This is a genomic window from Niveispirillum sp. (assembly GCF_052437035.1).
Classification (GTDB): Bacteria; Pseudomonadota; Alphaproteobacteria; order Azospirillales; family Azospirillaceae; genus Niveispirillum.
In genome coordinates, this window is the sequence record NZ_JBQVOH010000010.1 from 122135 (window position 1) to 135776 (window position 13642).

The 13642-nt window shown below is 63.5% G+C and carries 13 protein-coding genes; 9 read left to right on the top strand and 4 right to left on the bottom strand.

What is annotated here, in order from left to right:
- Positions 1–46: 46 nt before the first annotated feature.
- The 3 genes from ACT6Q8_RS21055 to ligK are packed head-to-tail and all read right to left on the bottom strand — an operon-like array spanning position 47 to position 2659.
- Positions 47–925: an amidohydrolase family protein gene (locus ACT6Q8_RS21055; RefSeq protein ID WP_054170321.1), complete on the bottom strand. Its 879-nt coding sequence runs from the start codon at positions 923–925 to the stop codon at positions 47–49.
- On the bottom strand, positions 922–1992 hold the full coding sequence (locus ACT6Q8_RS21060) for a 4-oxalomesaconate tautomerase (protein ID WP_444734339.1): 1071 nt from the start codon (positions 1990–1992) through the stop codon (positions 922–924). The genes ACT6Q8_RS21055 and ACT6Q8_RS21060 overlap by 4 nt, the downstream gene beginning before the upstream one ends.
- The gene (ligK, locus tag ACT6Q8_RS21065; RefSeq protein WP_444734340.1) at positions 1985–2659 is read right to left on the bottom strand and encodes a 4-carboxy-4-hydroxy-2-oxoadipate aldolase/oxaloacetate decarboxylase; all 675 of its coding nucleotides are present in this window, start codon (positions 2657–2659) and stop codon (positions 1985–1987) included. Before ligK ends, ACT6Q8_RS21060 begins: the two co-directional genes overlap by 8 nt.
- A 105-nt stretch (positions 2660–2764) precedes the next feature.
- Between ligK and ACT6Q8_RS21070 the strand changes: the two genes are divergently transcribed.
- The 6 genes from ACT6Q8_RS21070 to ACT6Q8_RS21095 all read left to right on the top strand — a co-directional run bounded on the left by ACT6Q8_RS21070 (position 2765) and on the right by ACT6Q8_RS21095 (position 8074).
- On the top strand, positions 2765–3928 hold the full coding sequence (locus ACT6Q8_RS21070; RefSeq protein ID WP_444734341.1) for a LysR substrate-binding domain-containing protein: 1164 nt from the start codon (positions 2765–2767) through the stop codon (positions 3926–3928).
- A 62-nt stretch (positions 3929–3990) separates the two neighbouring features.
- Positions 3991–4866: a DUF1932 domain-containing protein gene (locus tag ACT6Q8_RS21075; protein ID WP_444734342.1), complete on the top strand. Its 876-nt coding sequence runs from the start codon at positions 3991–3993 to the stop codon at positions 4864–4866.
- Positions 4863–5888, top strand: a complete 1026-nt coding sequence (locus ACT6Q8_RS21080) for an amidohydrolase family protein (protein ID WP_054170326.1) — start codon at positions 4863–4865, stop codon at positions 5886–5888. The genes ACT6Q8_RS21075 and ACT6Q8_RS21080 overlap by 4 nt, the downstream gene beginning before the upstream one ends.
- Positions 5885–6292 (top strand): protocatechuate 4,5-dioxygenase subunit alpha, encoded by a 408-nt coding sequence (gene ligA, locus ACT6Q8_RS21085; protein ID WP_054170327.1) that lies wholly within the window; start codon positions 5885–5887, stop codon positions 6290–6292. The genes ACT6Q8_RS21080 and ligA overlap by 4 nt, the downstream gene beginning before the upstream one ends.
- A 1-nt stretch (position 6293) precedes the next feature.
- Positions 6294–7136 (top strand): class III extradiol dioxygenase subunit beta, encoded by an 843-nt coding sequence (locus ACT6Q8_RS21090; RefSeq protein ID WP_054170328.1) that lies wholly within the window; start codon positions 6294–6296, stop codon positions 7134–7136.
- Positions 7133–8074: a Gfo/Idh/MocA family oxidoreductase gene (locus ACT6Q8_RS21095; protein WP_444734343.1), complete on the top strand. Its 942-nt coding sequence runs from the start codon at positions 7133–7135 to the stop codon at positions 8072–8074. The genes ACT6Q8_RS21090 and ACT6Q8_RS21095 overlap by 4 nt, the downstream gene beginning before the upstream one ends.
- Positions 8075–8171: 97 nt before the next feature.
- Here ACT6Q8_RS21095 and ACT6Q8_RS21100 read toward each other — a convergent pair whose 3' ends face one another.
- Positions 8172–8948: a citryl-CoA lyase gene (locus ACT6Q8_RS21100; protein ID WP_444734344.1), complete on the bottom strand. Its 777-nt coding sequence runs from the start codon at positions 8946–8948 to the stop codon at positions 8172–8174.
- A 203-nt stretch (positions 8949–9151) separates the two neighbouring features.
- Here ACT6Q8_RS21100 and ACT6Q8_RS21105 point away from each other — a divergent pair, with 203 nt between their 5' ends.
- The 3 genes from ACT6Q8_RS21105 to ACT6Q8_RS21115 all read left to right on the top strand — a co-directional run bounded on the left by ACT6Q8_RS21105 (position 9152) and on the right by ACT6Q8_RS21115 (position 13630).
- Positions 9152–10282 carry a CaiB/BaiF CoA transferase family protein gene (locus ACT6Q8_RS21105; RefSeq protein WP_054170331.1) on the top strand — a complete coding sequence of 377 codons (1131 nt, stop codon included), beginning with the start codon at positions 9152–9154 and terminating at the stop codon, positions 10280–10282.
- Between the two features lie 69 nt (positions 10283–10351).
- On the top strand, positions 10352–11185 hold the full coding sequence (locus tag ACT6Q8_RS21110; RefSeq protein ID WP_444734345.1) for an IclR family transcriptional regulator domain-containing protein: 834 nt from the start codon (positions 10352–10354) through the stop codon (positions 11183–11185).
- A 258-nt stretch (positions 11186–11443) separates the two neighbouring features.
- Positions 11444–13630 carry a TonB-dependent receptor gene (locus ACT6Q8_RS21115; protein WP_444734346.1) on the top strand — a complete coding sequence of 729 codons (2187 nt, stop codon included), beginning with the start codon at positions 11444–11446 and terminating at the stop codon, positions 13628–13630.
- Positions 13631–13642: the final 12 nt, after the last annotated feature.

A 13642-nucleotide genomic window follows, 5' to 3' on the forward strand; every position in this document is an offset into this window, starting at 1 on the left:
TGATGGGGTCGCCGCCGGCGGCCCCATCATCCCTAACCTGGGTGGGTTAAGACAGTTCTTCCGGCCAGTAGAGCCGCATCGGGTTGGTGACCAGCAGCTTTTCCTGTAAGGCCGCCGTTGGTGCGATGCGGGGGATCATGTCGGTGATCAGGCCGTCATCCGGGATGGATTTCTCCATGTTCGGATGCGGCCAGTCGGTCCCCCACAGCACCCGATCCTGATAATCCGCAACCAGCGGTGTCACCGCACCGGCGAAATCGTCCCAGCCTGGCGCGGTCGATAAACGGTCGGGGCAGGTGACCTTGGTCCAGATGTCAGGGCGGCTGTCCAGCAGCCGGCGGAAGGCCCGCATGTCCGGTCCGTCCGGCCCCTGGGTCACATCGGGGCGTCCCATATGATCGATGACTATGGGGGTGGGGATGGCGTCCAGGAAGGGCCGCATTTCTTCAAGGATATCGGCCTCGAAATAGACAACCACATGCCAGCCCAGATGCTGGATGCGGCGCGCCACCTCCAGGAACTTGTCCTTTGGCGCGTCATCCACCAGCCGCTTCAGGAAATTGAAGCGCACGCCGCGAATGCCGCCTTCATGCAGCCGTTCCAGTTCCGCATCATCGATGGCGGGATCGACAACCGCAACACCACGGCAGGTGCCGTCAGAGACTGCGATCCCGTGCAGCGTGGCGGCATTGTCCGTGCCGTGGCAACTGGCCTGGACGATGACATTGCGGCTCAGCCCCAGATGGCGACGCAGGGCGAACAGCATCTCCGGCCCGGCATCCTGGGGCAGGTACTTGGCCTTCGGGCTGAACGGGAACTGCGCCATCGGTCCGAAGACATGGCAATGGGCATCCACGGCCCCCGGCGGCGGCGTGAAGCGGGGACGGGACGGGGCGTCGGCCCAGCTGCGGATACGGTCGGTCATGGGAATACAACTCCATCCATCAGCTTGCGGGCGGTGCGCAACAGGGCGGCGGTCCGCACCTGACCCTGATCATCCAGTTCCAGTACGCAACTCATCTCCCCCGTCGGATGTTCAACCGACAGGGTCTTGCGATCACCAGGGGGCAGCACCGCCACCTCCGCTGCCGGCGATCCGGGAACCAGACAGGCGGTGGCGACGCTGACGGCACCCAGCACGCCGATGGTTGCATGGGCGCGGTGGGGGATGAAGCTGCGCACGCAGACGGCACCCCTGTCACGCGGCGGGGCAACCAGCATTATCTTGGGCACCGACTTGGCCGAAACATCGCCCAGGTTCATCAACGGCCCGGCCAGCAGGCGGATCGCTTCGATCCGGGCCTTCAACGCGCTGTCCGCGTCCAGGCTGTCCCGGTCCTCATACCCGGTGGCGCCGACATCGCTGGCCTTCATCACGATGCAGGGCATGCCATTGTCGATGAGGGTCACAGGCACGCCATTGATGTTATCGACAGCATTGCCCGTGGGCAGCAGGGCGCCGCAGCTGGAACCCGCCGTATCGCGGAACTCCAAAGGCACCGGGGCATGACTGCCCGGGACCCCATCAATGCGGGCCTCACCGCGATAGCTGACCCGGCCACCGGGCGTGCTGACCGTGGCCACCGCCGCCTGCCCGGTATTCTCCATGAAGATGGCGACCCTGGTTTCGTCACCGGTCGCCGCGACCAGACCGCGTTCGATGGCGAAGGGGCCGACACCGGCCAGGATGTTGCCGCAGTTCTGGGCGTCGGTAACGATGGCCTGATCGACGAAGACCTGCAGGAACAGGTAATCGACATCGATGCCCGGTCGCTGCGACCGGCTGATGACGGCGACCTTGCTGGTCAGCGGATCAGCCCCGCCCATGCCGTCGATCTGCCGCGCGTCGGGCGACCCCATGACCCGCAGCAGCAGCGCATCGCGTTCCGCCGTGTCGGCGGGCAGATCCTCTTTCACGAAATACCCGCCCTTGGAGGTACCGCCGCGCATCCACATGCAGCGCACACCGTCCGCCCCTGCCGCCTCAGACATATTTCAGCCCCATGGCGGCCAGCTTGCCGCGCATGTCGTAGATATCCAGGCCCAGTTCACCTGCGGCCAGGCGCGTGCGCTTGGCGGTTTCTGCTGCCTCGCGCGCCTGCGCTTTCTCTAGAACGGCGGCGGCGTTGGCGCGGGGGACCACGCACACGCCGTCATCATCGGCGATGATCACGTCGCCCGGCTGGATCGCGGCACCCGCGCACACCACCGGGACATTTACCGAACCCAGCGTGGCCTTCACCGTGCCTTGCGCGAACACGGCCTTGGACCAGACGGGGAAGCTCATCTCCGTCAGGTCGCGGACATCGCGCACACCGGCATCAATGACCAGCCCCCGGCAGCCGCGCGCGATGGCGGATGTCGCCAGCAGGTCGCCGAAATAACCATCCTCGCATGGGCTGGTCGGGGCCAGGACCAGGATGTCGCCTTCCTTCAGCTGCTCGATGGCCACATGCACCATCCAGTTATCGCCCGGCGGGGCAGAGATGGTGACAGCCGACCCGGCGATGCGCGCGCCGGCATAGATGGGGCGCATGTGGCTGGCCAGAAGGCCGGTACGGCCCTGCGCCTCATGCACCGTGGCTACGCCACAGCGGGCCAGCCCATCGATGACGGACGCCTCGGCGCGTTGGATGTTCTGGACGACGATGCCGGACATGGAAACTCTCCTGGGGAAGATCACTATAACTGTCTTGACCCCCAGGTGACGCTGGGGCAATTCAGAAGCACGCCCGCGCCATAAGTTTTTGCTAATCGTGTTGCAATGCATATATGGAATCTCAATCTCCGACATTTGCGTGCCGCCCTTGAGGTGATGCGTCGCGGCAGCATCAGTGCCGCTGCCCAGGCCGTTGCCCTGACCCAGCCGGCCGTGACCCAGGGGCTGGCACGGCTGGAGCGTGAACTGGGCCGGCCCCTGTTCGAGCGGCGGGCCGATGGCATGGAAATGACGGGAGCAGCCAGGCTATTGCAGCCCCGGCTGGAGGCGGCCCTTGGCCATATCGGGTCGCCGCGCGTGACCATGGCGCAGGTCCGCGCGCTGATCCTGGTCGGCGGGGCCGGCAGTCTGGTGGAGGCGGGGCAGGCGGGGGGGCTGTCACAGCCCACCCTGCACCGGGCCGTGAAGGATCTGTCGCTGGCATTGCGCCGCAACATGATCGAACGGCGGGGACGCGGCATCGCCCTGACAGAGGCGGGGCATCGGACCCTGCGCGCCTTTCGTCTGGCGCGTGCGGAACTGGTCGCCGCCCTTACGGAGTTGCGCGCGCTTGACGGGGTGGAGGTCGGTCGGGTGGCGGTGGGTGCCATGCCGCTGTCGCGGGCCCGGCTGCTGCCCGGTGCGGTTGCCACCTTCCACCGCGCCCATCCCGATATCACCATCACCATCGCGGAAGGATCACATGCGGAGTTGATCGAGCCCCTGCGCGATGGCGAGCTGGACCTGCTGATCGGCGCGCTGCGTCTGGATAACCCGCCTGTCGATGTCGATCAGCGTCCGCTGTTCGACGATCAGCCGATGATCTTCGCCCGGCCCGGCCATCCCATCATGGACCGGCCCGACCCCTGGGCCGCTCTTGCCGACTACCCCTGGGTGGTGCCGCCGACCGGCACACCCTTGCGTACACAGTGGGAGGCGATGTTCAGGGCCGGTGCCCTGTGCGTGCCCGTGGTGCCTATCGAATGCGGATCGGTCATGACGGTGCGTCAGCTGATCCGCGACAGTGATTTCCTGACCCTGCTGTCGCCCGACCAATTGTCTGTGGAATTGCAGGCCGGCGTGGTGGCACAGGTCGGTGCGGCCCCTGGCGATCTGCGCCGGACCATCGGCATAACGACCCGCACCGGTTGGCGCCCCACCCCGATCCAGGCCGACTTCATCATGGCGTTGATCACCGCCGCCCGTGGCATTGGCAGGACTGTTAGCTAAAACTTATAGCGTGGCGCGCGAACTGATTGGCCCTCTCCGCCGGTTGCGGCCAGGGTTGCGCCATGCAGAACGAACCCAACCCTATATCGGGCCTTGCCCTGATCGGCTTCGGTGAGGCGGGCCGCACCTTCGCCACCGCCGGCGCCTGGAGCGCCGCTACCGTCTTCGACCTGAAGACTGACCGGGCGGAAGCGCGCGAGGCCAAGCGTGCCGAGTACGTCGCCAGTGGCGTTCAGGGGCGGGAGAATGCGGCGGCGGCATTGGCTGGCCGGTCCCTGGTCCTGTGTCTGGTGACCGCCGATCAGGCGCTGGCCGCAGCACAGGCTTACGCCCCGCTGCTGTCGCCGGGTGCGCTGTGGTACGACATGAATTCCGTGGCGCCGGATACCAAGCGCGCGGCGGCGGCAGTGATCGAGGCGGCGGGCGGTCGCTATGTCGATGTGGCGGTGATGGCCCCGGTTGATCCGGCCTGGCTGTCGGTTCCCCTGCTGGTCAGCGGCCCGCATGCCGATGCGGCGGTCACCGGTCTCCTTGCGTTAGGTTTTGCCAAGGTACGCGCCGTGGGCGATGCCGTTGGGCGCGCCTCCTCTATCAAGATGGTGCGGTCGGTGATGGTGAAGGGCATTGAGGCGCTGACCGCCGAAATGGTTCTGGCCGCCGCGCGCGCCGGGGTAGTTGGTGAGGTTTTATCCTCGCTGGGTCCCGAATGGGAAGCTCGCGCCGATTACAATCTGGATCGCATGCTGGTCCATGGCCTGCGCCGCGCCGCCGAGATGGAGGAAGTGGCCAAGACCCTGGAATCACTGGGCGTGGAACCAGCCATGACCCAAGGCACCATCGCCCGCCAACGCCGACTTGGAACCCTTTCCGCCGGTTCGCCGGACGGTCTGAACCATAAGCTGAACCTTCTCACCCGCGACGGGACGGAGATGACATGACTCTTGTGATCGATTGCCACGGCCACTACACCACGGCGCCCGAAGCCCATACCGCATGGCGGGAGGCGCAGGTCGCCGCCTTCAAGAAGGGTGAGCCACCCCCGCCCTATCCTGAGATCTCCGATGCGGACATCATCGAGACCATCGAGAAGAACCAGCTTCGCCTGATCCGCGAGCGTGGGGCCGACCTGACCATTTTCAGCCCCCGCGCCTCCACCATGGCCCATCATGTCGGCGATCAGGCGGTCAGCCTGGAATGGTCACGGCGCTGCAACGACCTGATCGCCCGCGTGGTGAAGCTGTTCCCGGAAAGCTTCGTCGGCGTCTGCATGCTGCCGCAATCGCCGGCAGCGGGGCTGGAGGCGTCGATTGCGGAGCTGGAGCGCTGCATCAACGAGTTGGGCTTCATCGGCTGCAACCTGAATCCCGATCCCGGCGGCGGGCATTTCAAGCACCCGGCCCTGACTGACCGCTACTGGTATCCGCTTTATGAGAAGATGGTGGAACTGGACGTGCCGGCCATGATCCATGTGTCGGGATCGTGCAATGCCTGCATGCATGCCACGGGCGCCTTCTATATCGCTGCCGATACCATCGCCTTCATGCAGTTGATCGAGGGCGACCTGTTCAAGGATTTCCCCACCCTGCGCTTCATCATTCCCCATGGTGGCGGAGCGGTGCCCTTCCACTGGGGCCGTTATCGCGGCCTTGCCGACATGCTGAAGAAGCCGGCGCTGGATACGCATGTGATGAAGAACGTGTTCTTCGATACCTGCGTCTACCACCAGCCCGGCATCGACCTGATGGCCAAGGTCATCGACAACCGCAACATCCTTTTCGGTTCCGAAATGGTTGGCGCGGTGCGTGGCATCGATCCAACCACTGGCCATTATTTCGATGATACCAAGCGTTATGTTGATGCGTTGGACATTTCGGATGCGGAACGACACCAGATCTTTGAGGGCAATGCCCGCCGCGTGTTCCCGCGTCTGGATGCGATCCTGAAGGGGAGGGGGCTATGAGCCATCCGGACATCCATTCCTACCTTGCCGCGTTCGACGATATCCCCGGCACGCGGGTTTATACGGTCGCCCGCGCCCGCCAGGGATACTGGATCAACCAGTTCGCCATGAGCCTGATGAAGCCGGAGAACCGCGCCCGCTGGAAGGCGGACGAGAAGGCCTATCTGGAAGGCTGGAACCTGGACGAGAACCAGAAGGCGGCCATCCTGGCGCGCGATTACAACCGGCTGCTGGACCTGGGCGGCAATATCTATTTCCTGGCCAAGCTATTCTCCACCGACGGGCTGAGCTTCCTGCAGGCGGTCAGCACCATGACCGGCATGAGTGTGGAGGATTATCAAGCCATGATGCTGGCGGGCGGCCGTTCGCCGAATGGCGTCCGCTCAATCAAGGAGGGCAACTGACATGGCGCGCATCACCGCAGGGGTGGCGACCAGCCACGTTCCGGCCATCGGCGCCGCCATCGATCTGGGCAAGACGAAGGAGCCGTACTGGCAACCTCTCTTCGCCGGCTATGACTGGTCGAAGGCATGGATCGCGGGGGAGAAGCCCGACGTTGTCATCCTGGTCTATAATGACCACGCCTCTGCCTTCGACATGAAGATCATCCCCACCTTCGCCATCGGCTGTGCGGAGAGCTTCAAGCCGGCGGATGAAGGCTGGGGACCGCGTCCCGTGCCCACGGTGGAGGGGCACCCGGATCTGGCCTGGCACATCGCCCAGAGCTGTATCCTGGACGAATTCGATATGACCATCATCAATGAGATGGAGGTCGATCACGGCCTGACCGTGCCGCTGAGCCTGCTGTTTGGACAGCCCGAGGCCTGGCCTGTGAAGGTGATCCCGCTGGCGGTCAATGTCGTGACCTACCCGCCACCGTCGGGTAATCGCTGCTGGCTGTTGGGCGAGGCGATCCGCCGGGCGGTTGAGAGCTTCCCCGGCGATCTGAAGGTACAGGTCTGGGGTACGGGTGGCATGAGCCATCAGCTTCAGGGGCCGCGCGCCGGCCTGATCAATGCCGAGTGGGACAATCGCTTCCTGGATATGATGAGCCAGGACAGTCAGCGCCTCCGCTCCATTCCGCATATCGAATATCTGCGGGAGACGGGATCGGAAGGCATCGAGATGGTGATGTGGCTGATCATGCGCGGGGCCCTGGGCGCCGACGTCCGCCAGCTTCACCGTCATTACCATGTGCCGGCCAGCAACACGGCGGTCGGCCACCTTGTTCTGGAGCCTGTCGCATGAGGATCGCCCTGGTCGGTGCGGGTGCTTTCGGTGAAAAGCATCTCGACGCCCTTAAACTCATCCCCGGTGTCACCATCACCTCCGTGATCAGCCGTCGCCTGGATCAGGCGCAGGCCGTGGCGGAGAAGTATGGCGCCGTGCATGCTGGCACGGAACTGGACGAGGCGCTGGCCCGCCCGGACGTGGATGCCGTCATCCTGTGCACCCCCACCCAGATGCATGCCGCCCAGGCCATCGCCTGTATGAATGCCGGCAAGCATGTGCAGGTCGAAATCCCCCTGGCCGACAGCTGGGCCGATGCCCAGGCGGTGCTGGCGAAGCAGCAGGAAACCGGCCTGGTCTGCATGGTCGGCCATACGCGGCGCTTCAACCCGTCGCATCAGTGGCTGCATCGGCGCATCGCGTCCGGTGAACTGTCGCTCCAGCAGATGGATGTGCAGACCTATTTCTTCCGTCGCAAGAACATGAATGCCAAGGGTGAGGCACGTAGCTGGACCGACCACCTGCTCTGGCACCATGCCGCCCATACGGTGGATCTGTTCGCCTATCAGTCGGGCCGCATCGTCCAGGCCAATGTGGTGCAGGGGCCGATCCACCCGGAATTGGGCATCGCCATGGACATGTCGATCCAGCTGAAGGCGGAGACAGGCGCTATCTGCACCCTGTCGCTGTCCTTCAACAATGACGGGCCGTTGGGCACCTTCTTCCGCTACATCTGTGACAACGGCACCTACATCGCCCGCTATGACGATCTGGTCACGGGGCGTGAGGAAAAGATCGATGTGTCGCAGGTTGACGTGTCGATGAATGGCATCGAATTGCAGGACCGCGAATTTATCGCCGCCATCCGTGAAGGCCGTGAACCCAATGCCAGCGTGGCCAAGGTTCTGTCCTGTTACGAGGTCCTGCACAAGCTGGAGCAGCAGTTGAACGGCTGAACAGGTCCGTCTGCGTCGATGCTGTATTGTTGATTGTGTCGCGCGGCAGGCCGGTACTGCTGCGCGATGCATTTATGGACTTGTTCGGCGTGGGCGATCATTCCCCGTCATAGCGGATGGCCTTGGCCGCTTCCGCTGACAGGATGAAGCCGATCGGTCGCTCGCTTTCCTCCCGCAAATGGGCGATCAGACTGGCCGTACGGGCCAGCAGCGATATGCCTTTCAATGCCGGCAAAGGGAAGCCCGCATCCAGCATCACCGCCGGGATGGCACCGTTCACATTGATTGGCAAATCCCGTCCGAACGCCGTCGGCAGGGCGGCCTTCACCGCGCGCAAGGTGGCCACATGCGCCCCCGATATGCCGCGCTCGTCGGCCAGACCCAGAAGGCGATGCGCGCGCGGGTCGCCGCCACTATGCTGGGGATGGCCAAAGCCGGGAATGGCGCGCTTCACGGCCCGGTACTCGTTCAACTTCGCCGTTACCACCGGCTCCAGCGCAGTTGCCCCAGCAGCTTCCACCAGATCGGCCAGGAACCGGCCCGCCATTTCCGCACTGCCCAGAACCACACTGCCGCAACCGGACAGGCCCGCCGCGACAGCGCCCTGCATGGCCTCCGGGGCGGCGGCATAGGTCATGCGGGCGGCCACCACGCTGGGCACCAATCCATGTTCGGCAATGGCGGCCAGCACGGCATCGGCCATGAAACGCTGATCATCGCTGGGTGTGTTGCCGGTGACCAGCAGCCAGAAATAGCTGGTAAAGTCCATCCGACCGATGATCTGCCCGCAAAGATCCAACCCCCGGACCCGGATGCTCTCCGCGTCTGAGGTGCAGATGGCACTGAAAGGCTGGTCGGTCTTGCCGATACGCATGGGGATGCTCCGGTCTCTGCTGATCTGCCGCCAGCTAACGCCCGGTCCGGTCGCTTGGCAAGAAAATTCGATTATCGAAGTTGATTTCGATTGTCGAAATCGCTATACCGGGTAATGGATGTTGCGGCGATGGCCGCCTGGCCGGTGCGTTCCGCCCGCCTGTGACCCCCGCGCCTGCGGTCCTTCCCTGATCGGAGCATGAGATGGCAAAAGTCCTGAAGGATGTCAGGGTATTGGAAATGGGCACCTTCATAACGGGGCCGGCGGCGGGAATGCTGCTGGCTGATCTGGGTGCCGATGTCATCAAGATCGAACAGCCGGGAACCGGCGATCCGTTCCGGGCCTTCAATGGCGGCTTCTACAGCCCGCATTTCCAGACCTATAACCGCAACAAGCGCTCCATCACCCTGGATACCCGCGAAGCGGCAGGACGTGACCAACTGGACGCGCTTGTCGCCGACGCGGATATTTTCATCCAGAATTTCCGACCGGGTGCGGCGAACAAGCTGAATGTTGATGCCGACCGGCTGCGCGCGTTGAATCCGCGCCTGATCTACTGCGCCATTTCCGGCTTTGGCGCCACCGGCCCCGACAGCCAGCGGCCCGCCTTTGACACGGTAGCGCAGGCGGCTAGCGGTTTCCTGCGTCTGGTGCTGAACCCCGATAATCCACGCGTCGTGGGGCCGGCACTGGCCGATGCAATTACTGGATTCTATGCTGCCTATGGTATCCTGGGCGCCCTGCATGAACGCAACCGGACCGGCCAGGGGCGTCTGGTGGAACTTTCCATGCTGGAGGCCATGTGCCATTTCAACCTGGATGACTTCACCCATTATTTCGCTGCCGATCAGATCATGGGCCCTTACAGCCGGCCATCAGTATCGCAATCCTATGTGTTCGTTTGCGCGGACGGGAAATGGATCGCGCTGCACATGTCCTCGCCGCCGAAATTCTGGGAAGGGTTGGCCCAGGCCGTGGAATGGCCGGACATGTTGCAGCATCCCGAATTTGCCGACCGCCAGTCGCGGATCGCAAATTATGAAAAAGTGGTGGAGCGTCTGGCTCCCATTTTTCGCAGCCGCAACCTGTCGGACTGGTGCGAACGGTTGAGCCGCCTGGACGTCCCGCATTCGCCGGTACATGACGCGGCGGCGGCGCTGGCCACCGATCAGGCCCGTCATCTGGATCTGCGGGTGGAGGCGGAACATCCCAGCATGGGCCGGTTCCGCACCGTTCGCTGCCCGCTTTCCTTTGATGGGGAACGCGATCTGGCCATCACCCCGCCCCCTGTCCTGGGCCAGCATAATGCGGAGATTCTGGGCGATCAGGTTTAAGTTCTGGCAGCCGGCCTAGCCTCCGGTTATAGCTGGCCGGCGGGCAGGTCGGCGCACGGGACGGACGGAATGGCGGATAATGGGGTCAGGGGCGATGGCGCGGCGGAGCGGGAAAAGGACCCCGAATATCTGCTGACGCTGGAACGCGGCCTGACGGTCCTGCGCTCCTTCAATCAGCAGCGTCCCGAGATGCAATTGTCGGAAGTGGCCGCCGCCACCGGCCTCAGCCCGGCTGTAGCCCGCCGCTGCCTCAATACGCTGGTCGCATTGGGTTATGTCGGGCGGCATGGACGCCGTTTCCTGCTGCGGCCAGAGGTGCTGGTCTTCGGGTCGGCCTATCTGGCCTCGATGAACCTGGAGCAGGTGGTGACCCCGCACCTGCAGTCGCTGCGGGATGAAACGGGCGACAGTGCCTCCATGGCCACGCTGTCTGGACCGGATATCCTCTATCTCGTCCACGTATCAACCAACCGGCATATCCGTCTGGGCGCCAGTGTCGGCACACGCTATCCGGCCCATGCCACCTCGCTGGGCAAAGTGCTGCTGGCGTTTGAGCCGGAAAAGCTGCTGGAAGATTATCTGGTGACGGCAACGCTGAACCGCTTCACCGAACGTACGCTCACCAACCGCGAGGAACTGACGGCGCGGCTGCTGCGTGTGCGGGAACTGGGGTATGATTCAGCGCTGGATGAGTTGGATTACGGCATCGTCTCGGTCGCGGTGCCGGTGCGGGACAAGGATGGCAATGTCTGTGCCTCCATCAACTGTTCCACATCCACCACCCGCATCTCCCAGGATGAGTTGGTGCGCACCCGGTTGCCGCTGCTGCGCCGTGCCGCCCGTGATATCGAACTGTCGTTGCAGCAATGGCCCTTCCTGATGCATTCGCTGGCCCGCGGCTGATACCTGCCATCCATAGCGGTTTCTGAGCGACGCCCCGGTTCCTGACCGGGGCGTTTTTTGTTGCCTGCATCGGACTTCGATAAACGGAAAAAACTTCGAACATCGAACTTGACTTCGATAATCGAAACATAGATTGTCCATTGCACGGGCAACGACCCGTGTGGACGCGATATGTCGCGGACCCAGTTCGCACCGGCCGCCGCAAGAACGAACCGCGCCGTGCGCCATCAATGACAAATGACGAACGGGAGGTTTTGCATGGCACGTTCCTCTTGGCGCTTCGGCTCTCTGGCCGGTGTCTCGGCCCTGGCGCTGGCAGCCACAGGCCCCGCATCGGCCCAATCCACAGCCCAGGCCGGCGCCTCGACCATCGAGGAGGTGGTGGTGACCGGCCTGCGCCGCCCGCAGGCGCAGCAGGATGTGCCGGCGGCTGTCACGGCCTTCACCGCCGACGCGATCGAGATGGCAGGCATTGAGAAGCCAGCCGATTTCATCGACCTGACCTCCAACGTGACGCTGGTCGAAACTCAGAATGCCGGCAACGCCTTCATCATTATCCGCGGCATCACGCAGGCCCGTAACAGCGAGCCGTCGGTAGCCGTCATCGTCGATGGTGTGCAGCAGGTGAATGCTGCGCAGTTCAGCCAGGAACTGTTTGATATCGACCAGATCGAGGTGCTGAAAGGCCCACAGGGCGCGCTTTACGGCCGTAACGCCATCGGCGGCGCCATCGTGATCCGCACCAAGCAGCCAACCGACACGTTCGACACACGGGTCAAGGTGGGGGTGGAAAACGGCTTCGGCTATTCCGCCCGTGCCGGCATCAGCGGGCCTTTGTCAGACAAGGTGAAGTTCCGTCTGGCCGGGTCGTATGTGAACAGCGACGGCCTGATCCGCAACGCCTACCTGGATGAAAAGGCCGACCCGTATGAGGATCTGTCTCTGCGCGGGACCCTGCTGTTTCAGCCGACGGACAATCTGACGGTCGATCTACGCGGGTCCGTTTCACGGCTGCGCACGCAGGCGCTGTATTTCAACATCGTCAATGATGTGAACAATACCAGCCTGCCGGTGCGCGTGAACAATCCCGGTCAGAATGACCGCGACATGAACGGTACCTCGCTGCGCGTCGCCTATGAAACCGACGCCGGTACCCTGACGTCCGTCACCTCCTATGATCAGGTGAAGGAAATCCTGACTGGTGACGCGTTCGACTTCCTGCCCATCACGGAAAGCCTGTTCTATCAGATCCTGGGGTTCGACCTGAACCAGAGCCAGTATCTGAATGTGAAGGCCTGGAGCGAGGAGGTGCGCTTTGCATCGCCCACCGATCAGCCGTTTCAGTGGAGCGTGGGCGGCTACATGATCGGCACCAAGCGCTATATCTCTACCGGCAACATGATCGACCGGGGGCAGGGGGTGTTCCCCGTCTACCGCACGCCCAGCACCAATCCGCGTAACCCGCAATTCTCCTTCCTGGCCGACAGCCAGGATAATTTCGCCTGGGCCCTGTTCGGCAGCACGTCTTACGACCTGTCGGAGAAGCTGACTGCCGACCTGTCGCTGCGCTACGACAAAGACGAGCGCGAGAATACAACCCTGACCCCGACGGCCTATCTGCCCAATGTTGCCGGGTTCCCGGCGGGGCGCAGCGGGGAGGTACGCAACGAAACCTTCACCTCCTGGCAGCCGAAGGCGACGCTGACCTACAAGGCCGATGAGGCGCTGACGCTTTATGCCGGCTATTCCAAGGGCTTCCGCAGCGGCGGGTTCAACCAGACCGGGGTGGGGGCCGTTGCGGCGGCCAATGGCATCCTGGGTGTGTCGGATGTGTTCAAGGCGGAAACGGCCAGCACGCTGGAGGCCGGGTTCAAGTCGCAGCTGTTGGACCGGAAGCTGCGCCTCAATGGCTCCGTCTACAACACCATCTCTGACAATTCCTATTTCTTCGTCTTCCTGGCGGCCAATTCCACGCAGAACCTGGGCAATGTGCCCGAAACCCGCCTGCGCGGGTTTGAACTGGATGCAACGGCCTTCCTGACGACGGGTCTTCAGCTCAATCTGGGCTTCGGTTTTACCGATAGCAAGATCAAGGAATTCGCTGACCCGACCGTGCTGGGCAACGAAGCGCCACTGATCTCCCGCTACACATTCAACATGGGTGTGCAGTACAGCACCGAACTGGGCGACAGCGGCCTGACGGGTACGGCGCGGGCCGATTACCGGCGCCTCGGCAAGACCTGGTTCGATATCCAGAACAGCACCGTGCGCGACCCGCTGGACCTTGTCGATATCCGGCTGGGTATTGAGGGGGAGGGCTGGAACCTGTCCGCTTATTCCGACAATCTGTTCAACAAAAAGTATAATGCCGAATTCTCGCCCGGCGGTTTCGTCTTCAAGGGACGGCCCCGCCGCTATGGTCTTGAAGCTGGCGTGAAGTTCTGACCCACGGCCTTG